The sequence below is a fragment of the Buttiauxella noackiae ATCC 51607 genome (assembly GCF_001654865.1).
In the GTDB taxonomy this organism is placed as follows: domain Bacteria; phylum Pseudomonadota; class Gammaproteobacteria; order Enterobacterales; family Enterobacteriaceae; genus Buttiauxella; species Buttiauxella noackiae.
On record NZ_LXEO01000015.1, the window covers coordinates 26,105 to 46,907 of the forward strand.

Consider the following 20,803-nt stretch of genomic DNA (forward strand, 5'->3'; position numbering starts at 1 on the left):
AGATTCAATTGTCTGCCGGATAACTTGTGCGCTATTTGCTCAGGGCGTGATACGATGAACCTCATTCATTGAAAGGCTAATCATCATGTCAATATTCGATTATGCAATGAAGCGCTTTAGTAACGCCACAAATGGCACTGTGACATGTCCAATCTGCGGAAATAAAGCCTCTTTTCCCGCCAGCAAAATTCGCCAGGGGCAAACATTGCTCTGCCCAAAATGCAAATCACTGTTTGTTGTTCCTCGCTAATACTGTTGCCCACAGAGAATCACCACTGACGCCACTCATCTTCATATTCTCTGTGGCAAGAACGTGCGCTGAGCCTATAAATCAGCGCACGTAATGGCGATAAAAACGGCTGTAATCTCTCCTGAACATTCATATTTCGCTTACCAACGAAGCACTCCTTTGCTCATCAGCATTGAAAACGTCACTGGTTACTTCGAAAACTTTTCAGCTTGCGCTTTTGCTCTCCGCTGGTTGTGAAATTGCCCGGCGAAAGCCAGCCTGATAGTGAGCTTTCCACTATTGGCCATTCAATATCGATAATAGATAACCAGTCCGTATCGCGGTTACGTTGTTTGCGTGTCATAGCCTGGCGAAAACGTCCTTCAAATGTGAATCCCAATCTTTCTGCGGCATTTCTGGAGGCCAGATTCAGTGAGTCACAGCGCCATGCCACGCGGCGATAGCCCAGAGAAAATGCTTTTTTCAGCAACAAAAATATGGCTTCTGTGCCCATGGCGGTTCGTTGCATTTTGGGAGACCAGGTGACATGTCCTATTTCTAGCGCACCGTTAACAACATCAATATTGCTAAAGCAGACGACACCAACCGCAAGACCACTGTTAATTTCCGCCACGGCCCATGCAACCAGCCCGGGATCATTAATTTTATTCTCAACCCAAAGCTGCATTTCCTGTAAACAGCCAGGCCGCTCAGCGCCAAGCCATGTCCAGTCTCTATCATCAGGAGCCCGTGAAAATTCCTCGAGAAGATCATCACAATGGCTGATTTCAAGAGGTAAAAGGTTACAGTGATGGCCACTGATTGGGGTGCGGGTTGGAAAGGGCGCAGGTTGCCAGTCGGAAAGCGGAAAACCAACGGGCTGACCATATTTATTTGTATTCAACGATCATTCACCTTCTATTTTGCAAATGTGCGCGATAGCCATTGTTGTAACAGTAAAGAGCGTATTAAATCATGAAGCCGAATCAAGCGTTAGAAGTGAGATACCATGCTGATAGCCTTTCACTTTACCCGAAAAACTCTTTCACTTTTAGCATGCCTGAAGTTGCAAATGCCCCTCGGTGATAGATAAGCGTTCCGTTAAATTCAGGTTCTTTAGGAACGTCTCATCGTGCGAAACAACCACCAGAGCACCCTGATAAGTCCGCAGCATTGTTTCCAGTGCCTGAATAGAAGGTAAATCGAGGTGGTTGCTGGGTTCATCGAGCAGCAATAGTTGTGGTACGGGGTCAGCGTACAACACACAGGCTAACGCTGCTTTAAGGCGCTCACCACCACTTAGACATCCGCTGGCAATCTGGATTTTGCCAGCATCCAGGCCCAACTGCGCAAGCCGCATACGTAAATCAGCCTCAGCGGCACTGCGGTTGGCTTCACGTATTTGGTCGAGAACTGAGCGTTGCGGATCCAGATTGTCGAAATGTTGATTAAGCAAGGTATGCCCAAGTGGGATACGGATAACACCGCTTAATGGCTGAAGTTTGCCTGACAGTACGTTTAATAGTGTCGATTTTCCGCAGCCGTTACGCCCAACGATACCGATGCGTTGCTCGGTGTATATCGACAGGTTCAATGGAGAAGAAAAGGCTGTCACGAAGGGCAGTTGTAGCTGGTTGAGCTCTGCAACCAGTCGTCTTGATGGAGAGTTCACGGCCAGCGAATGCACAATGATTTCAGCATTCTCTTCTACGCGAGCTGCAGCTTCACGCACACGCTTATCAAGTAATTCCTGAGCGGCAATGTGAAGCTGGTTTAATTTCCCGGCCGACGTCTCGCTGCGTTGCTTTTGTCCTCCCAGCAAAATTTTAGCCTGATTGGCTTCTCGGCCCTGGCGATGACCGCGTGATTGCCGTTTCTGAAAACGTTCCTTCTGATCCTGAAGGTTTTTCTGTTCGCGCTGGCGCTCACGTTTTCGCTGTTCCAGTAGGTGAAGGGCGCTTTGTGTTTCTTGTGCTTTTTGCTGAGCGTAAAACGAGTAATTACCGCCATAACTGTTCAAGCCGATGGAGGAAAGTTCAACAATCCGCTGCATTGACTCCAGTAATTCCCGATCATGACTTACCGTCAATAGCCCGGCGGGCCAGCGTTGTAACTGAGCAATCAAAGCCAGACGGTTTGCTCTATCAAGATGGTTACTGGGCTCATCAAGAATCAAAAAATCGGCCTGTGAAAGCAATGCTCCTATGAGTGAGACGCGCATGGCTTCGCCACCACTCAACTGACTTACAGGCGTTGATGCTGCAAGATGCCCCAGTTCGCATCGCTCTAACTCAATTTGCAAACGCTGGCGTATATCCCATTGTTGGCCAACCAATTCAAAATCTACCGTCGAGATACTACCCATTTCGATGCGCTCAAGTGCGCTGATAATGGATTGAACCCTCGCAAGCTCTGCAACGGTCATTTCAGCCTGATAGTGGGTTTGCTGTGCCAAATAATACGCATCGCCAGAACAGTTACATCTACCGGATGAAGGAAGGATTTTCCCCGCCAGAATCTGCGAGAGAACGCTTTTACCCACACCGTTTCGCCCCACAATACCGGTATGGCGTGAGTCGAAAGATTCATTGAGTTGTGAGAACAGCGGTGAACCGTCAGGTAATACAAAAGACACGCTTTCAAGCGTGATGAAAAAATTCGTCATATAACTACTCCATAGATGCCAGCAACTGACCCGATAAACCGGGACAAGTAAATTGGCCGTCAGACAGACGGCAGCATCAATGGCGCATTGGACGAATACCTATAAAGAAGAAATGATGATAGACATTTTAAATAGGGTATGAAAAAAGTAAAGGATCGGATAATAAGCGTGATTAAGGTCAATTCGCGCAAATGGGGAGTGAAGCGATGAAAGTGAGATTGGCAACGCCAAAAGAGGCAGAAGAGTGTTGGAGTATTAGAAACCAGTCTATTCGCCATGGATGTCAGAGTAGCTATAGCGCAGCGGTAATTGCGGCATGGACACCTGAAGCAATGCCTGAAAATTACAGAGTGGTTATCACTAACAACCCATTTTTCGTCATTGATGGACAGAACAGTCGGCCTGTTGCAACAGGCTATCTCGATCTTTCTACGGGAAGTGTTGAGGCTATTTTTACCTCCCCCGATTATATTGGTAAAGGATTTGCCGGTCTTATTCTTGAAATGATCAAAGACGAGGCGCGTAAACGTGGGTTTAAACAATTAACATTGTCATCGACGCCTAATGCGCAGTCTTTCTATCAAAAACATGGCTTTATTCTATTACGAGAAAACCTGTATCCATCATCTCTTGCCCAGGCAGATTTGCGCTGCATGGACATGTCCATCGAGCTATAGCCCACCCAATTTTCTCCCTCTCGACTATCCTGACAGATGAGCGAATGACTCGTTTTTCCTCAGAATCTGTCTTTAACTATTCTGATTTACCACTTCGAGCCAGGAGAAAGTTTTATGAATGCAGAAATTAAGGGGGGTATTGATATCGCGATTAAAGTGCCCTCACATCAATACCAGCAGACGCTTGATTTTTATCGCAATGCTATCGGGCTCAAGGAAATCACAGACAAAGCACCGGCTACCGGGTTTGTATTTGGCCCAAACCGTTTATGGATTGATGAAGCGCCTGGTTTGAGTCAGGCGGAGGTCTGGCTTGAGCTGTTTACACCTGATTTTAAATCAGCTGAAGCGCATATTAAGGAGTGTGGAGTTGTGCGTTGTGATGCTGTAGAGCCCTTGCCTGAGGGGTTTAAAGGGGGTTGGGTTATGAGCCCTTGTAATATTGTACATATGCTTCGCGAACCAGAAGCATGGTGAACAGGGGAGTTATATTTCTGCCCAAATACAGCAAGAAGCCAGGGATGAGTATGTTCGTATTATCTGCAAAAGGCCGCTGTAGGAATTAAAACCTGCAGCGGCTAATAGTTTGTTGATTGTCCGCTATTTATCGATCTTCTTACCTTGTTCATCAACAACCTGCTCACCATCTTCTTTGGTGAATGCGCCGCGTTGCCCATCAGTTAATATTTCCAGAACCATCTCTGAAGGCCGACATAGCAGGGTACCCAATGGTGTGACGACAATTGGTCGGTTAATCAGGATTGGGTGCTGCAACATGAAATCAATCAACTGGCCGTCACTGAAGGTGTCACTTGCCAACCCTAATTGTTCGTAGGGTTCGACATTCTTACGTAATAACGCACGGACCGTGATCCCCATATCGGCAATTAACTTTTGCAGTTCATCCCGGGCTGGCGGTGTTTCCAGATACAGAATAACCGTAGGTTCGGTGCCACTGTTGCGAATTAATTCCAATGTGTTGCGGGACGTTCCGCAAGCGGGATTATGATAAATAGTTACATTGCTCATCGTGATGATCTCTCGCTGAGGCCCATAAAATGGGCCGTACTTTAAACAACAGTTATAAGGCCACTGACAATCGCAGGGCTAAGGCCGCCAGTGTGATGAACAACACTGGAATAGTCATGGCTATGCCTACCCGGAAGTAATACCCCCAGGTAATTGTGATATTTTTCTGCGACAAAACATGCAGCCATAACAATGTCGCCAGGCTGCCAATAGGGGTGATTTTTGGCCCCAGATCGCTACCTATAACGTTGGCGTAAACCATTGCTTCTTTGATAACCCCCGAGGCTACACTGCCATCAATCGACAGGGCCCCGATCAGAACGGTCGGCATATTGTTCATAACTGACGAAAGGAAGGCTGCCAGGAACCCTGTTCCTAATGTCGACACCCACAATCCTTGCTGTGCAAGTTGATTGAGTAGGGCGGAAAGGTAGTGGGTCAGTCCCGCATTTCGCAAACCGTAGACCACCAGGTACATACCCAATGAGAAAATTACAATCTGCCAGGGCGCACCACGCAGTACTTTGCCGGTATTAATTGAATGACCAATCTTTGCGACAGCAAACAGAATCAGTGCGCCAACGGCAGCGACCAGACTCACTGGTACGCCGAGTGGTTCCAGACCAAAAAATCCCACTAATAGCAAGAGTAGGACCAGCCAACCGGCTTTAAAAGTACGGGCATCCCGGATTGCTTCTTTCGGCTCTTTTAGTAGAGAAACATCATAAACGGCAGGGATGTCCTTACGGAAAAACAGGTGCAATATAACCAGCGTTGCTGCAATGGCGACAAGGTTAACCGGCACCATCACGGCTGCGTATTGCGTGAACCCAAGATTAAAGAAATCGGCCGAAACGATATTTACCAGGTTCGAGACAATTAGAGGCAGACTGGCGGCATCAGCGATAAATCCTGCGGCCATGACAAAGGCTAACGTTGCCCCCCGGCTGAAACCCAGCGCCAGCAGCATCGCAATGACAATCGGAGTCAGGATAAGTGCGGCACCATCATTGGCAAACAGTGCCGCCACCATTGCACCCAGCAAAACAATCCAGGTAAAAAGTAGTTGGCCCCGGCCATTGCCCCTGCGTGCAACATGCAATGCGGCCCATTCAAAGAAACCTGATTCATCCAGCAGTAGGCTGATAATTATCACCGCGATAAAGGTGGCAGTCGCATTCCAGACTATTTGCCACACTATCGGGATATCCCCAGGGTGAACGACGCCTGTTAGTAATGCCAGGCCAGCACCTAGTATGGCGCTCCAGCCAATCCCAAGACCTCTGGGCTGCCAGATGACCAAAACGAGAGTGAGCAAAAAAATCGCACTAGCCACTAACATTACAAACCCCATTCATATTTGATTAAGTGAATATGTTTCTTCGTTATCAACATGAGGATAATGAAGCCGCACTGAGTTTTTTCTGGATGTTATCTCGCTCACTATTCCATGCGGATTCAATAATGGTCGCAGCCCAGGCTGGCATGTGTGGTGACAGACGATAATGTACCCATTTTCCTTCCCGGCGATCGGTGACCAGCTCCGCTTCGCGTAACAGAGCCATGTGGCGGGATATTTTGGGTTGGGATTCTGCTGTTACTGCACAGATATCGCAGACACACAGCTCACCGGACTCTCGGAGTAGCATCACAATGGTCGAACGGGTTTCATCGGCAAGCAGTTTAAAAAGTTGAACAGGCTGTAGCATGTTGAACCTCGCTATGAATTTATGATACATATGTTAAATCATATATGTTTTCTTTTAAAGCTTAGTTTTTAAGATGGGGAAATTTCATGACGCATTTATCAGCAATCGAACAGGAATATTTTGATGATGAGATTGCCAGCAAACTGCAAGACGATACCCAAACGATGCCGCGCATTTTAATCCTCTACGGTTCAGTTCGGCAGCGGTCGTACAGCCGGTTTGCAGCCGAAGAAGCAGGGCGTTTACTTAGCGAAATGGGGGCTGAGGTGAAAATCTTTAATCCTTCCGGCCTGCCTTTACCTGATGATGCGCCGGAAACCCATCAGAAAGTGCGCGAATTGCGGGAACTGGTCAGGTGGTGTGATGGAATGGTGTGGAGTTCTCCGGAAAGACACGGAGCTATGAGTTCAGTGATGAAGGCCCAAATTGACTGGATACCACTGAGCGAAGGTGCTGTTCGTCCATCACAAGGGAAAACGCTGGCCGTAATGCAGGTTAGCGGCGGTTCGCAGTCATTCAATACGGTAAATCAGATGCGAATACTTGGCCGTTGGATGCGAATGTTCACCATTCCAAATCAGTCATCGGTACCGAAGGCGTGGCAAGAATTTGATGATGAAGGACGTATGAAACCCTCAGCCTGGTATGACCGGATTGTGGATGTAGCAGAAGAACTATTCAAAATAACGTTAATCCTGAAAGGCCATACTGAGTATCTGGCCGACCGCTATAGCGAAAGGAAGGAAAGCCATCAGTCGCTGTCCGCTCGGGTTAATCAGGAAAAAATATGAGCACCTTCAAATACCGAAACCTCTCTGCAAGCAATTAAAACCTTAAAGGAAAATTGATGATTACCGGAATAAATATCGTGAAAAGGATCCGTAGTCTCCTTGAGACTGCAGATCCACTAATCTGAAGATAAAGGCCCTGTATATCGGCCAGCCATTTATATTTACGGCTTATCCAAAATACGTATAGTCGGATATGACTTAGCTATGGACAAACAGACTCATAATACCTATCAGCAGTGAGCTGTAAAAAATGATTCCATATAAATTACTCGGAATATCAATCCATTTGCGAATAATCCCAAGGGCCACAACGGTTAATGCCGCTGGATAAATGGCGCAAAGTACTGGCACAGCAAAAGCAGTCAGCGAATTTAGGCCAAGCACGGAAATACCGGCGGAAGCAATCAGCGAAATGACGACCAGCAAACCATAAGACACACCAGTATTTTGGCTGAAATATTGGGCAGTACCGGTTACCAGGCCGATTGCCGTCACCAGACAGGCGAGGGTAATTATCGCCGACAGCAGTATGCGACCATAAACACCAAATAAGGTTTCCACAAAAGTACTGATGATCTGCAGCCCGTTTGTGGCATGTAATGCAGGGCTGTGGGCCCCCATTGAAAGGTAACAGACATAAATCAGTATCAACCCCACAGCGGCGATAATGGCGGCGATTGCGGAGTATTTAAAAATTCCTGCTTTATAGGCAATGCCGCGTTGTTGCAAGGTGTGTGTAATAATCGCGCCAAAGCACAGGGCACTAATAACGTCTAAGGTCTGATAGCCATTTATAAAACCTGTGTTAAAGGCATGCTCCTGATAAGCATTTTCTGCAAAAGTAATGGCGCCAATTGGATGAATCCATGCGCAAATCCCAATGAAAATTAATGCACTTATCTTCACAGGCGAAAGAACAAATCCGACTATCTCCAATAGTTTTCCGGGTTTAGCCAGTGCTGCGCCGGCAAGGCCAAAAAATGCCACTGAAAATAGAATTTTCTGACCCCATGACTCTTTTGCGCCGTGAGCAATAAGTTCATAGCTGATTGTTGCCGTCCTTGGAGTACCAAATAGAACGCCAAGAGTCAGAAAGCAGACACTAATAAAAATGAAACTTACGCGTTTACCTAATGGTTGAGTTAATTCATTAATATCACCGCTATTGATGGCCAGCGATATGATGGCGAGAGCAGGGAATAATACTGCCGTGATGATAAAACCAAATCCTGCCGTAAAGGTGTTGCTCCCGGCTTGCATACCAACCAGTGGCGGGAAAATAATATTCCCAGCCCCAAGAAATAGAGCGAGAGTCATCCCCCCAAGCGCCAGCGTTTTCGGGAGTGATAGTGTTATTTTTTGTGTCATGTTGTTAATACCAATATTAAATTATGCTTAAATCATTATTTTGAGTATTAAATAAATTCTATTGTTCATTTGGTAAAATTAAATTTTTAAATTAACCGTTATTTTTTGTCTTATTCTGTTGTCTGATTAAAAATCAATCCTTTCAGGAGTTTTTTTAGAATTATTAACTGAACGTGTTTATGACACGCAGCATGAGAACCCGGGTGTTTGCTTTTTTAATCACTACAATCTGTTAACAACAGGATTTGAGGTGATTTTACAGATGCGAAATGGTGGCCTGGATGCTGAAATATCATCAGGCCAATCATCCACGCTTCATTGAAAAGTCACCGTAACCGTCGCGGTAGCGGAAAAATTCCCCGTCTTCGGTTTTGCACTTAGCCACAGTACCCCCGCAGTGTAAGCCTTATTGATCGTATTGCCCGCGGTAACAGTAACCACCTGTGGTGCATTCATCTCAATTCTTGGCTCCAGGGTGACATTGTTTGAGAGGATAATGCCAAACCCGCTGTCCGACGCGGGCAAAATAATAGTTTTGTCCTGTAGCTGATTTGTCGTGCTGAAAGTCGCGAGTAAGTTTTCAGTTGTACAGGTTACTCCCGTTCCCTTGATTTGCAGTCCATAGGCAATATTAAAGCCTAACTTTTTCTCAACTCGTCCGGGGGATGCGTTAAAAGAGGTCATGGAACCAAAATCGATTTTGTCAGGTGTTATGGCGATGGTGGGAACACACGCCATCAGGTTTATCTTACTTAGCCCGGTAATAAATAAATTGAAATTGGTATCACCGCCGCGTAGTCCTCCTTCACCATCAACCTGGAACAAAGATAGATTCAGGTTATCTTTAATTACCCCACCCGCTGGCACTGCTTTGCCGGTCGCTTTTATATATACCTGATAATCAAGGTTGAAGGTCTGGGGTGTTGCAGGGGAAACACATTTGCCAGCAACCCTGTTACAAATCGTCGCCGGCCCAAGTTCGACTTTCTTGCCATTCTCCAGCGGATAATCAATCCCGTTGTAGGTCACGCCGATTGAAATAAATGAAGGAATAGTGCCAGCCTGTTTTTTCGGATCAAGCCAGAAATAGGCCATTTCACCTTGCGGGTGGCTATCCGTATCCCTACAGGTAAAGGTGGCATTGATGACCGAAGACACCCAAATTTTTTGGTTCGCCTTAATCTCAGAACTGGATGCCTTAATCACCTGGCCAATATTCACCGTTTCGCTGACCGCTGAATTTGACGCTTCACAGGTCAAAGCATAAACCGTTTGCGGCATGATCATCATGATTAGCAGGGCCGTCAGACAGCGACCCAGGTGTAGGTATCCTTTCATCATTTCCTCGATTACTGGCGACAAGGTAGGGTGAGTTCGCGATAGCCGCTAACCGCCAGGCTTGCGTCTTCGTTCAGTTCAGGAAGGGTTAACTGACATTGTTCTTCAGGGGCATCACCCCATTTAACCTGCAATTTGTCTCCACCCGAAACGCCAGAAATAAAGATGTCGCCATCGGGTCCGGTCAAGCCGCTGTTTCGGCCATCAGCCGCGAAAACGGTAGCACCGAGCGGAGGCACGCTGTTATCCGCAAGTTTGCTGTGAATAAGCACGCTTTCACCTTTGTAGGTCTCGAATGTTATGCGGGTAATTGCGCCACGGGTTGGAACGGTATCGGCTACCGCGGCCGGTACATCAATGCGAGAACCGAAATCTTCGGTGTTTAATGCCACGGTATTAACCCGCCAGGGAATGGTGTGGGGCAAAACGGCGTAGCCAAAGCGGTCGATAGCAACACCTGGCTGATTTTCAATACTGACACCAGCGGCATTTTTGGCCTCTATCAGCGAGAATGTTTCCCCGAGTGGCTGTGACAACGTCACACCTCCCTGGTGAGCGATCAGGCCGCCAGAGAGGTTAAGGCTGGTCTGCTGACTGGAATTATTGTAACTGTATCCAGCGTAAGCATTAGCGAATTGCCCTTGATAACCGACACTGGCACTGTTAGTTGATTTGGAACTCCGATCGTAGGTCGTCTCTACTGCATAGCTCATGCGTCCATCGTCAAGCAACGTGCCGTTGACCCCGGCAGTCGCGGATGCGCCAGAGGATTGGCTGTTATTAACGCTAAAGTATGCCGTCATATTGTTTTGGTTTTTAAAGTAGAACGGAATGGATATGCGAAAATTGACGCTATCATCGTGAGTGGAATAATGATTACGGCTGTTTTGATAATAAATACTATAACTGGCCCGACCAATGTTGGAGCTAATTCCACCCTGAACAGACATATCATGGTCGGTGTTTTGCCAGTAATTTTGCTGACTAAAATTTAGATAAAAGGACGTTTGTTCACCAAGATGCTGACTTGCTGAGAAATCAAAACGTTCTTTTTTAGTGTTAAAACTCGGGGTGTAAAACGTTTCGGGTTTCCTGACCACCCATTCAGGATCATTGGGATCTTGTTCCTCCCAGTAATAATTTTTGTATGACCCATTGTCCCAGCGTTGATGCTCAGCAATTGCTTCTGAAAAGTCGTAATAACCTGAGGTTGAATAGCGATAACCAGCGATTTGAAAATCGGTCCCTGAACCGCGAAATGATTTCGCATATAAAAAGCGCACGCTACTACCTTGCTTCCGCTCACCGCTGGCAAGCGCGGTATCAGCCCAGGTTAAATCCGCCGAAAATGCACCTATGGCACCAAGATTTGTCCCAACCCCCAGGGCGCTCGCCGTGTAGTTTTCCGCATTCAGCACACCGCCATACAAGGTAAAGGTGTCGTTCAGACCATGGGATACCGTGCTCTGAATAAAAGCCGGAGCATAAGCGTTGTTAGCGTTATAGTATTTCCCGGCAGCTAATTGATAGTTCCATAAACCGCGACGAACCAGGTTTGGTAAGGCCGTGTAAGCCACGGTGAAGGTGCTTTTAGTGCCGTCGGCTTCAATAATCGTGACATAAAAATCACCGCTTCGGTTAACCGAATAAATATCATTTATCTCAAAAGGGCCGGGAGAGACATTAGTCGAATAAATAAGATAGGTATTTTGCCGTACTTCAACACGCGCATTACTGTTGGCAATGCCGCGAATAGTAGGGGCATAGCCGTTCTGGCTATCGGGTAACATACTGTTATCACTGTTTAATTGCACACCGCGAAATGGCACGCTATTGAATATCTCCCCAGGGGTGCTAGCCTGCCCGATAAGCAAATGGCTCTGCCACGGTACAATATTAGTTTCTACCCAACTTGAGACGTTTTTCCAGCGCGCAGTACCGTTGCTCGATTTGTTCCAGTAGGAATTATTGCGAAAACGCCAGGCGCCAACATTGATCCCGCTATTAAGTGAAAGGTACTGATATGTCTGATCGCTAATATCGCTTCTGTTATTGTCAGCGGTGAAGTTGTAATTAACAAACGCCGCATTAATACCGTCATCGTAACGGGCAGGGGAGATATAACCCTGGGGAACGGGATGGGTGTATATCTGCGGAATAGTAATATCAAGACGATGGCGAAATATATCCAGAGCTTCCTGTGCACCAGAGACGTTTTTTCTGAGTGAATAGCAGGGAAGGCTACTCTCCGGTAGTTTTATGCCATATTGTTGATATTGCTTTGCCGTTAAGCATGGCTGTAATTTATCATCATCCGGTGAACGAGAAAATTCTACATTCTGGCTATCAACCTGCACATCATTGACATAAATCGCGACCGGGTAAACACCGGGCAACACTTCATCATCATGGCTGATAAAATCAGCCAGGGATTTGGCGTCGATGCCATGAAGAAAAAGTGTGTTGTATTTTTCCGCGGCCATGGTGTCGCAGGATGCAGAAATGAACAGCGCGCAAAAATAATAACCAGCATGGGCAGCTTTCATCATTCCTCTCCCTGGAAATCACAGTTAATTATTTAGTTGCTGGCTGGATAGCCACAACGGCACCGTAATCATTGATGTAATTCATTTTGACCACGCGTGTTTTCCCGGCAACAGGAACGACTAGCGTACTAAATGGTGAAACCATCGGAATGTTAACCGGAGATACTTTCCCATTTTTATCAGCTACTGCGACAGAGATGAGCGTAATATGTAACGGACCATCATTTTTGATGAGCAGTTGATTGTCTTTTATTTGCCAGGACATTTTTTTCACCACATCAACAAGTGTATTTTTTACTTGTGGTGGGCGATAGAAAAGTTTCAGCCTGGTTCTAATTGCCAGCTGGAGAACATTTTCCTGCTTCGACTTTGGCGGCACTTCCTGTACATTCAGCCAAAATATACTTTCTCGGTCGACTGGCAGTCCGTTACCCGAGTATATAAAACGTAATATTGCTGACTGCTCGGGTTTAAGTTTAACCAGCGGAGGGGTAACTACAAGCGGTGGCTTTTCGCCGCCTTTGTCAGTGCCTTTATCTAACCAGGACTGCACAATATAGTTCTCGGTTGAAATGTTATTTATTTTAACCGATGCCGAATTTGAGTTGCCGGAATAAATAATACGCGAACTTTCAATTTGTATAGCACTTTGGGCCTGCGCCATACACAGAAGAAGCGACATAAATAAATATCTTTTCATAGTGATTCCATTTTTAATTTACGCCATCCATGGCTTGTAAATATTAATGCTGGACGATGGTGAAATGGGCGGTGGCGTTCGCAACACCGGGTTCAACTGTATCAGCAATTGCTTGATAGTTCGCTTTTAAAAGAAACGCGCCAGCTCCACCCTGGTTAGCAATGGTAATTGAAGCATCGGTGCTCTCAAATTTCTTGGAAATGGTTACTGCCTTATTGTTGGTGTCGGTTATTTTAATACCTACACCAGTGGTATCGCTGCCGGCATCGTCCAGAGCCAGAATGTTGTCTTCTCCATCAACGGTTGCACCATCAATGATTAAGTAATAAGTTCCTGCATCACAATTCGTCAGTGAGATTCTGAAACCAACCTGTGGCCCAGACTTATTCCCCCCTTCGAAGACAGATTTTGGAATTGACCCCATAGGTACGGTTATTGTCGAGCTTTCACCAGAAGAAATAGTACAGGATGAATTGGTGATATTCCCCTGGAAAGTTAGTTTTCCATCCGCGGCATTGGCATAGTGCGCTGTTGCAGTGAATACGGCCATGGCCATACAAAGTGTTTTAATTTTCATAGACAGCTCCATCTGTTTTGATTTTGCCCAAAATAGTTTATGAGCAATAAATAAGAGTTTGCGGGTTTAGCATAAAGCATTATGAATACATAACGCGCTTCAGCATAAATATGCTGGCCATAAAATGATGTAATGTCAGTTCCTTGACGATTAATAACCTCCTCACTTAACAAAACCCAACGGTGTTTTCCTCGCTGGTTTGCGTAATCTGTGTCGCTTTCTGAAATGCGTTGTAAAATTCTGTTAAATTGTGCGCATTGAATTTTCTGTATATACTACGCCGGTGTTGACTAACGACCTTGTCACTAATATCAATAAACCGTGATATCTCTTTGTTATTTTTCCCGGAAATGATATATGGCAATATCATGTCTTCTTTTTTTGTAAGATTTATTTTCTTCTCAATTTCAGACCATACCATGTTTTTAATGATGATTTTTGAGTGTTTTTCCGCGTTGATATATTCAAGATATAACTTTAGTTTTTTTACATCAGCTACCACATCAATAACAAGATCAGATACGGTGTTAATAAGAATATTTTCAGCAGTGTTTAAGAAGCGTTCTTGTCTGGCGATTAATATAACATCGCAATCAGTATTCTTATACTTAACCTCTATCAACTTCACCAGCGATTGAAAATCAGGAAGGCTATAATCAACAATGATTGCTTTCGCCGCACTTAAAACACACTCTTCAATATGGCTGATGTTCGACGAATAGACAACTCTTGAAAAATTATCAGCCCTTTTCAAGGCTTGCTCAGAAAGAACACTTATTCCGTCATAAAAGAACCTATTCGACGACACGACTATAATCATAACAGAGAACCTTAATAGTACTCCCTTGACTTAATAGTTACTCGATATGAGTTAACTAGCAACCAAGAAATTCTGCGCAATACCAGAACATTCTGAATTTACGGGTTGAGAAGTAAATATAATAATTTCCTCAATATAAAAAGCCATGTAAAACATACCATTAATTGGTGAGTTAAGATTGATCCATAATCTACGGATTATTCCTGAGAACAGCCAAAAATGATTGATAGCTAAACACAGCAAAATAGTTCTGGTTAAATAAACCCCGGAAGTAATAAAATTGTTATCAGATGGCTGAATATTCGCTTGTTATAAGAGGAAATGATTACGCTAATATCAAGTGCTGATGGCGTTAATCATAATGAGACTGGTCCTTTAATTTTTGTGTATTTGTGCTTTAAAAGTATAATCATGGCCCAGAGGAAAGGTTGAACGGTGTTAATAGCTGCTATTTTAAGGACTTATACCATGGCCTATTTGTGTTGCCTTGATTGTCCGAGTCTGGTCCCATATGTATAATATGGGGACTATCTGTGACTACGCTACAGTGACAACCGATGAAAATCTTCGCCTATTTACCCATAAATGAAGAATATGAACAGGCAAAAAGTGCGTTGATCGCTGCCAGCGAGACGCTCGATTTCCGGATTGACCATATATTCGAAGAAAACGACAAAGAATATACCCGTCTCCGCCAGTTGCTGACGCAGGCCAACCCCGGCGATGTTCTTCTGATCACTAAATTCGTTTTTTTAGCCCGCCTTCCAAAGCAACAGTGGGTTACGCTGAGAAACAGTACCGATGCCGGTTTGAATGTCGTCGCCCTGAATGTAAAGGCAACGCTTCGTGGGCTGCATATTGCAAGCCCGGCGGAACGACTGGCGAGCAAAGCATCAACAGATACACTGATGGAATTAGCGGATAATGTTATTTCCTATCTTCAGAAAGACCCCGCATTTGCGAAAAGAAGAACCATCACGGGAAGTGCCGCCGGGAGGCCGGTCAATGAAGGGCTTCATCACCGCATTTCCCTGATGTTACTTGCTGGCGCGAGTTACAGCGAGATCCAAAAAACGCTAAATTGTGGAAGGTCAACTATCTCCCGGGTGAAGCAGACAATAGTCAATGTGAATGATATCTAAGGGCAGGGAAGCTGCCCCGAAATTGACAACAGCCAGAGTGCTGGGCGGCGGCTTTACTTGATGTAAGAGTCTAAAACTTTCAGCACTACGTCTAAGTCGTTCTCACGTTTTGCCTCACTATCTTCGCGAACAATGTGATCGATCAGATGCCCGCATCAACCCATTGGCTTCACGATTGGTGACGGTCGGTGCGGCTGCAGCATATAGCGTACGCCAGGCAACCATGCGCTGGAGCAGATTCGATACACTGACGCGTCGGCGCTATATTTCTCCAGTATGCTAATTGCGCTGGTTGGGATTTATATGGGGTATCACGGTTTGATCGCGCCCTGCAATAACCGATGCAAAAGGTAATATGGCCTGAGCAAACACATGTTCAGGTCAATTATTTTCTGCCCCTCAGCCCAATTCATCACGCCAATAAACCTATTCTGATACTTAAATATTCGCAGGAAAAACAGGTAATACATTTTTGTCGGCCAGTTTTCTGAGGAAATGTATTAAATCACGGTCGGTACGCAGCTTAAATTTCTTCATGATAAGACATTTATGTGTTGATACCGTTTTCTCAGCGATCGTTAATTTTTTGGCAATTTCAGACTGGAGCATCCCCTGATAAATAAATGACATGATCATTCCCTGACGTAGGGTGAAATCTTTTCTGTGGCAACTCATGCAAAAATCCTTACACCACGGTATTTTTTGCTGTGGGGCTTTTTGCCATGCGGAGAGTATTTTATTTTTAATCTCATCAAGTGATTCACGGCGGTGGATAATAATCATATCGGAAAAACAGAGCGGCAAGATGGAATTGATCTCCAGAGACTCATCCACCAGTCCAATCACAATACCTTTTTGCCTGGCTCGTAGTTCAGGAATACACATAAAATGCTCCCCTGGTGATAATGTAAGCACTGTCACATCCGCCTGGTAAAAAGAGAGAGGATCGTAATCAGTTAAAAAGAAGATATTCTCAGAAATATACCCGTAGAAGGTATCGATAAAGAAATGCTGTAATCCATGACGATAGAATTCGTACGGGTCTGTTATTAATATATTCATTTATCCCTGAGCCACAGCAGATATATTGACACTTAGGATTATTGAAAAGTAAACGTCACTTGCGACAAACTCACTACCGTACCAGGCATCACGTCTGACGACGAAGCAATCGCACGGGCGCCCATATGGAAAGTTGCGGTATGGTCGACTGCTACGCTTTTGGTTAACGTTGTTCCTGGCCCTAAAAACCTGCCGTTTCCGCCAGACTGGCTCTCTTTTAGCTGCACGTTTATATTCTGCGCCGTCCCCGTATTGTTGTAATCGGTGCTACCGCCCGGCGCCAGTTCGCCGGAAAAAGCCGCCGTGACCGAGGTGGTTGAAAGCGGGCAATCTTTCAGTATCAAATCGAAAATCTTGTAGGGGCTTGTATTACCGGCCTGGTTCATCGTACTGATCGGAATACTTCCCAAGTCGACGTTAAGGTTGGAATTTGCCGCATCAATGGTACAAGCTGATGCAATAATTTTACCGGTAATATTGATATTCACCGGGTCGGCCTGTGAAATATTCGTCAGCGTCATCAAACAATTCGCAGAAAATAATGTCATGATGATCCATCTGGTTCTGTTCATTGATATCTCCTGTTCTTTTATTACTGGTGTGATACTCAGCGGTTATTGATAAGTGATATTTAACGTTGCCGTGGAGTTGGCGCTACCGGCGGTTACTTTGTCTCTGGTCTGGAAATAGCGTGCCGTAAAGGCATCAGCAGGAAACTCCTGGCCACCTGTTGACGTTTTCAGCACAATATTATTATTAATTTTCAGCGGTGTATTACCATAAAGCAGTTGAATTCCTACGCCCCTGGCGACGCCTGCTGTTCCTGCGCCAGATAAAGCCAGAATACTGGTGTCAGATGTTTCGGCACTTTTGCTGCCGCTTAATGAAACGTTAATTCGCGCCCCGGCATCACAGTCAAGATCAACCGTAAATGAGGTTTCGCCAGGGGTTGCACCTGGGCCAGTAAAATCAATACCTAAGACATCGGGTAGTGCGACGTTAATATTCTGATTGCGTAGGGAGCAGGCCACCTGAATAACCTGCCCGCCGACAATACTCCCCCTGACAACTTCCAGTTCGCCATAGGTTTTCTGAAAATATAAGCCTGGTTCAATATTTCCGGAGCTAATTGGGCCCGTCTTATACAATTCAATCTTGACGCCACTGCCGAGTCCTAATGCGGAAACTGTTCCACCGGAAGAGCTATTTATCCCGGTGCGAGGAGGATTATCGAAAGTACCGCTGGTCTGATAATAGGCCTTGATTCCCACTCCCGGAATACCGGTGTCATAAATATGCGAAAAGCCGCTGACAGCATCCCGGAACATGGTTGCAGAGATGAGTTCACCGCTGCCACAGGTTAGCCACTCGCCTGAGAAAGTCGCAGGCAAAACCGTGCTGTAAATTATTGAGCCGACCGGGGTGTCGCGCTGTGCATATACGGTTCCGATGTTGATATTGTCCCAGATCATAGGGGCTGTCCCGCGGTAAAAACTACAGGTGGCGCAGGCGGAAAATGCGCTGAGCATTAAAAATAGCCCCGGGAAAATCATCCCTAATAAGCGTAATGTGCTCATTGGCACCTCCCGTTAATAACCAGTATCTCTTCGTGTTTTTCCGGCAGGCTGAAACGGGCGATGCATTGCTCGTGTGCATCTTTACCCCATTTCGCGTGTAATTGCCCGTTCTGCCCGAGCCCGGTCAGGTACACCTGGCCATTCTCCCCAACAATAAAGCTCTGTTTATTCACCTGACCGGCTTGCGTGACGATGGCGCCAAACGGCACCGGCTGTTGGTTGGCCTGTAGCAGCGTCATCAACAGTCGATTTCCCACGCTTGTCTGAAAGTCAGCTTTTACCACCGCGCCACGGGTGGGAATTACCGTTTGGCTGGTTAATGCCACTTCGGTGTTGTCATCGAAGGTTTCTGTATCCAGTTGAATCTGATTTTTACGGTAGGGATTAACGAACGGGATAAGCGCATATCCACGCCAGTCGGTTTTCACCCCGGTCTGATTGCTGACCCCGATGCCCGATGCCCCCGGTGCCTGCACCAACGTAACGGTCTCCCCCATTGGCTGCCCGAATGTAGCCCCTCCGGCATGCATGACCATTCCCCCCTGAACGCCATAGTTCAGACGCCTGCTGCGCGCATCATAGGCGTAGCCTGCGTTCACTTCCCCGTCTGTCGCCCGATAATCGGCCAACAGAGCACCGCTATTACCGGTTCCCTGGCTGCCATAGCCCTGTTGCAGACCCCAGCTCAAGCGGTTATCGGCAAGTGCAGTACCGTTAAGTGACAGGGTATTGCTGGTTCCACTTTTCTGGCTGTGATTCAAGTTCCAGGAAGCCCAGCTGTTCACCGTCCAACGGCTCAGCGGGATACTGACGTTGAGCGAAAGGATTCGGTCGCGGCCGTATACCTTGTCGCCGTGCCCGTCAGTGGCCGTGGTGTTTTCGTTGAGGTTATAGTTCAGGCCATAACTGATGCCATTCCAACTGTTGTTGTATCCGATGCCCGTCGAACGCATGGTGCGATTGCTTTTCCAGTAATCTTCGCTGATCAGGCTTAGCGACAGCGAGCCTGCGCCTTCCCACAGGTTCTGACTCATCGTGAGTTCCGTGCGGTTACGCTTACGCTCGTTATACGGTTGGATCTGCCTGTCACGCCAGGTTTCCAGAACTTCCTGCATGCTGTAGTAACCGTCCGTTGAATAGCGATAACCGGCAATGGCGAAGTTCGTGCCGGTCAGTACAATGTTTTTGCTGTAACGAACGCGCCATGACTGGCCTGTTTCTTGTGGTTGCTCCTGCATGCGCGACCACGCCTGAGTCACGTCCAGGGAGAGTGCTCCAATGTCGCCAAGATTTTTGCCTATTCCAAGCGCCAGCGAATGATATTTGCTGGCGAACTGGCCACCACCGTAGGCGGTAAAACCGTGCGGTAAACCGTATATCAACGTCCCCTGGCCAAACGGCGTGTGGTCGACGCTGCTGTCATAAGCGCGATACTGGCCGCTGGTCAGCGAATATTTGAGGCGGCTTTCACGCTGTAATACCGGCAGAGAAGCAAAGGGGACCACGAGAAGCTGTTCGCTACCGTCAGCCTCTTTAATCGTCACGTAGAGATCGCCACTGCCACCGGTAGCATACATATCGTTGATTTCAAAGGATCCGGGCGCCACATAGCTCTGGTAAATCACGTAACCGTTCTGACGGATAATCACCTGCGCATGAGTACGGGCAATTCCCCTGACCACGGGCGCATAGCCTTTCAGGCTATCGGGAATCATGTCGTCGTCCGATGCCAGCTGCACGCCCCGAAAAGGGACGCTGTCAAACACATCTGCCGGCGAAGTGCTGTCTCCGAGCATTAACTGACTGCGCAGAGGGCGAATGTCGCGGTTCAGATAGGTGTATACCATATCCCACTGAGGCTGGCCGTGAGAGTCCCGCAGGAATGTAGTGTAATTGCGCAACCGCCAGGGCCCGACGTTGATGCCTGGCCGTAAGTTGGCGTACTGACTACTACTGTCGTTGCCGCCACCATGACGGGAAACCGTGCTGGCGCCGCTCAGATTATAGTTAAGTAACAGAGCGGGGATCCCGTCATCCCATTGTGTTTCAGGTACATAGCCACGCGGGTTTTGCGCAATGGCCGACTGCGGGATACTCAGCAGGAGTTGCTGGGCGCTGAAGTGGAATTCGGCGCTGGCATGCGGGATTGCCGAAAGGTTAGCGCAAGGCGCCCCGTGTTGTTCTAATTCAGGAAAGAGCGTGGTTTTTATTCCCATCGAGTTTAATTGACTAACGCTCAGGCAGGGCTGAAGGTGAGCTTTCCCCTGCGGCGTGGTCTGCGTTTTGAATTCAATATCCTGCGTTTCCTGCTGCTGGTTATTGATATAAATATCTACCCGATAAACGCCAGGCGCCTGACCATTTCCCTCTTCAAATATCGTTAAATCTGTATTTCCCTGCTGCGGATTATCAATCTCGAGCATCAACGGATTAAAATATTCCCGCGCATGTACCGAGAAGGAAATACAGTTGAAAAAGAATATTGATGCGGAAACAAGCGAGAATAGTCCGCAGATGCTTAGCGGTGTATATTCATCGTGCTCTGTCTGGTTATTCATTTAGTTACTTCCCTT

The 20,803-nt window shown here is 46.6% G+C and carries 20 protein-coding genes and 2 pseudogenes; 6 read left to right on the plus strand and 16 right to left on the minus strand.

All coding sequences use genetic code 11. The features are described from left to right. Positions 1-85: 85 nt before the first annotated feature. The gene (locus M979_RS23740) at positions 86-250 is read left to right on the plus strand and encodes a YnfU family zinc-binding protein (RefSeq protein WP_273213459.1); all 165 of its coding nucleotides are present in this window, start codon (positions 86-88) and stop codon (positions 248-250) included. A 181-nt stretch (positions 251-431) separates the two neighbouring features. On the opposite strand, the gene M979_RS06395 is transcribed toward M979_RS23740, so the two are convergent. Next, positions 432-1,133, minus strand: coding sequence for a GNAT family N-acetyltransferase (locus M979_RS06395; protein ID WP_064554170.1), 702 nt, complete (start codon positions 1,131-1,133; stop codon positions 432-434). Between the two features lie 147 nt (positions 1,134-1,280). Next, entirely contained in the window at positions 1,281-2,894 is a 1,614-nt protein-coding gene (locus M979_RS06400) for an ABC-F family ATP-binding cassette domain-containing protein (RefSeq protein ID WP_064554171.1), read from the minus strand. Positions 2,895-3,100: 206 nt separating this feature from the next. Here M979_RS06400 and M979_RS06405 point away from each other — a divergent pair, with 206 nt between their 5' ends. Both M979_RS06405 and M979_RS06410 read left to right on the plus strand, forming a co-directional pair. After that, on the plus strand, positions 3,101-3,571 hold the full coding sequence (locus tag M979_RS06405; RefSeq protein WP_064554172.1) for a GNAT family N-acetyltransferase: 471 nt from the start codon (positions 3,101-3,103) through the stop codon (positions 3,569-3,571). A gap of 114 nt (positions 3,572-3,685) precedes the next feature. Then, positions 3,686-4,048 (plus strand): VOC family protein, encoded by a 363-nt coding sequence (locus tag M979_RS06410; RefSeq protein WP_064554173.1) that lies wholly within the window; start codon positions 3,686-3,688, stop codon positions 4,046-4,048. Between the two features lie 123 nt (positions 4,049-4,171). Here M979_RS06410 and arsC read toward each other — a convergent pair whose 3' ends face one another. From arsC to M979_RS06425, 3 genes are read right to left on the minus strand one after another with little or no spacing between them, the layout of a single operon-like run. Next, positions 4,172-4,600 (minus strand): glutaredoxin-dependent arsenate reductase, encoded by a 429-nt coding sequence (gene arsC, locus M979_RS06415; protein ID WP_064554174.1) that lies wholly within the window; start codon positions 4,598-4,600, stop codon positions 4,172-4,174. A 52-nt stretch (positions 4,601-4,652) separates the two neighbouring features. After that, the gene (locus tag M979_RS06420; RefSeq protein ID WP_064554175.1) at positions 4,653-5,942 is read right to left on the minus strand and encodes an arsenic transporter; all 1,290 of its coding nucleotides are present in this window, start codon (positions 5,940-5,942) and stop codon (positions 4,653-4,655) included. A 46-nt stretch (positions 5,943-5,988) separates the two neighbouring features. Next, entirely contained in the window at positions 5,989-6,309 is a 321-nt protein-coding gene (locus M979_RS06425) for a metalloregulator ArsR/SmtB family transcription factor (RefSeq protein WP_034455583.1), read from the minus strand. Positions 6,310-6,395: 86 nt separating this feature from the next. Between M979_RS06425 and arsH the strand changes: the two genes are divergently transcribed. Beyond that, complete coding sequence (gene arsH / locus M979_RS06430) at positions 6,396-7,100, plus strand: arsenical resistance protein ArsH (RefSeq protein ID WP_064554176.1); 705 nt, start codon at positions 6,396-6,398, stop codon at positions 7,098-7,100. Between the two features lie 198 nt (positions 7,101-7,298). Here the strand turns inward: arsH and brnQ are convergent, their stop codons facing one another. From brnQ to M979_RS06460, 6 genes are all read right to left on the minus strand, one after another. Beyond that, positions 7,299-8,468 carry a branched-chain amino acid transport system II carrier protein gene (gene brnQ, locus M979_RS06435; protein ID WP_064554177.1) on the minus strand — a complete coding sequence of 390 codons (1,170 nt, stop codon included), beginning with the start codon at positions 8,466-8,468 and terminating at the stop codon, positions 7,299-7,301. A 315-nt stretch (positions 8,469-8,783) separates the two neighbouring features. Continuing rightward, on the minus strand, positions 8,784-9,809 hold the full coding sequence (locus M979_RS06440; RefSeq protein ID WP_209439626.1) for a fimbrial protein: 1,026 nt from the start codon (positions 9,807-9,809) through the stop codon (positions 8,784-8,786). Positions 9,810-9,817: 8 nt separating this feature from the next. Beyond that, positions 9,818-12,352, minus strand: a complete 2,535-nt coding sequence (locus tag M979_RS06445) for a fimbria/pilus outer membrane usher protein (protein ID WP_064554265.1) — start codon at positions 12,350-12,352, stop codon at positions 9,818-9,820. A 28-nt stretch (positions 12,353-12,380) separates the two neighbouring features. Next, a complete protein-coding gene (locus tag M979_RS06450) occupies positions 12,381-13,052 on the minus strand; it encodes a fimbrial biogenesis chaperone (RefSeq protein WP_034455581.1) in 672 nt (223 codons plus the stop codon). Positions 13,053-13,095: 43 nt separating this feature from the next. Then, on the minus strand, positions 13,096-13,629 hold the full coding sequence (locus M979_RS06455; protein ID WP_034455580.1) for a fimbrial protein: 534 nt from the start codon (positions 13,627-13,629) through the stop codon (positions 13,096-13,098). A gap of 166 nt (positions 13,630-13,795) precedes the next feature. Next, complete coding sequence (locus M979_RS06460; RefSeq protein WP_064554178.1) at positions 13,796-14,449, minus strand: LuxR C-terminal-related transcriptional regulator; 654 nt, start codon at positions 14,447-14,449, stop codon at positions 13,796-13,798. 557 nt (positions 14,450-15,006) lie between these two features. Between M979_RS06460 and M979_RS06465 the strand changes: the two genes are divergently transcribed. Continuing rightward, the gene (locus M979_RS06465) at positions 15,007-15,591 is read left to right on the plus strand and encodes a recombinase family protein (RefSeq protein WP_034455578.1); all 585 of its coding nucleotides are present in this window, start codon (positions 15,007-15,009) and stop codon (positions 15,589-15,591) included. 53 nt (positions 15,592-15,644) lie between these two features. Here M979_RS06465 and M979_RS23595 read toward each other — a convergent pair. Then, a pseudogene (locus M979_RS23595) lies at positions 15,645-15,743 on the minus strand (metal-sensitive transcriptional regulator); the annotation flags it as partial. An 11-nt stretch (positions 15,744-15,754) separates the two neighbouring features. Between M979_RS23595 and M979_RS22420 the strand changes: the two are divergent. After that, positions 15,755-15,945 (plus strand): annotated as a pseudogene (locus M979_RS22420) (hypothetical protein); the annotation flags it as partial. Between the two features lie 84 nt (positions 15,946-16,029). Here M979_RS22420 and M979_RS06470 read toward each other — a convergent pair. The 4 genes from M979_RS06470 to M979_RS06485 are packed head-to-tail and all read right to left on the minus strand — an operon-like array spanning position 16,030 to position 20,788. Beyond that, complete coding sequence (locus M979_RS06470; protein ID WP_034455577.1) at positions 16,030-16,653, minus strand: helix-turn-helix transcriptional regulator; 624 nt, start codon at positions 16,651-16,653, stop codon at positions 16,030-16,032. A gap of 38 nt (positions 16,654-16,691) precedes the next feature. Further along, the gene (locus tag M979_RS06475; protein ID WP_064554179.1) at positions 16,692-17,225 is read right to left on the minus strand and encodes a fimbrial protein; all 534 of its coding nucleotides are present in this window, start codon (positions 17,223-17,225) and stop codon (positions 16,692-16,694) included. 42 nt (positions 17,226-17,267) lie between these two features. Beyond that, positions 17,268-18,230 carry a fimbrial protein gene (locus tag M979_RS06480; RefSeq protein ID WP_064554180.1) on the minus strand — a complete coding sequence of 321 codons (963 nt, stop codon included), beginning with the start codon at positions 18,228-18,230 and terminating at the stop codon, positions 17,268-17,270. Beyond that, positions 18,227-20,788, minus strand: coding sequence for a fimbria/pilus outer membrane usher protein (locus M979_RS06485; protein WP_083963895.1), 2,562 nt, complete (start codon positions 20,786-20,788; stop codon positions 18,227-18,229). Before M979_RS06485 ends, M979_RS06480 begins: the two co-directional genes overlap by 4 nt. Positions 20,789-20,803: the final 15 nt, after the last annotated feature.